Origin of the sequence: Paraburkholderia sp. BR10937 (assembly GCF_040965695.1) — a bacterium.
Classification (GTDB): domain Bacteria; phylum Pseudomonadota; class Gammaproteobacteria; order Burkholderiales; family Burkholderiaceae; genus Paraburkholderia.
In genome coordinates this window covers 1-236 of sequence record NZ_JBFRCL010000286.1, presented here as the reverse complement: position 1 = coordinate 236, position 236 = coordinate 1, and the positions used below count along the sequence as shown (strand labels likewise).

Sequence of the window (236 nt, the reverse complement as noted above, 5' to 3'; positions counted from 1 at the left end):
AGCCGCCGCCGAACGAATCCGCCGTCGAGCTGGCCAGGTTGTACAGCTGCGAGCCGTTCACCGCGTCGAAGCTCGTCGCCGAGACTGCGCCCGCCGCCACGTTGTGCAACGCCACCGGCGTGGTCGCATCCGTGCCGCCCAGCGTCACCGAATCGTGCGTCGACGTGTCGTACATCACCGCGTCAGCGAGCTGGCCGTTGATGGTCGTGATGTCGCCAGCAATATCGCTCACGTCA

Annotated in this window: 1 pseudogene; it reads right to left on the bottom strand. The window is 66.5% G+C overall.

Annotated elements, in window-relative coordinates:
- Positions 1 to 236 (bottom strand): annotated as a pseudogene (locus AB4Y44_RS43010) (adhesin); the annotation flags it as partial.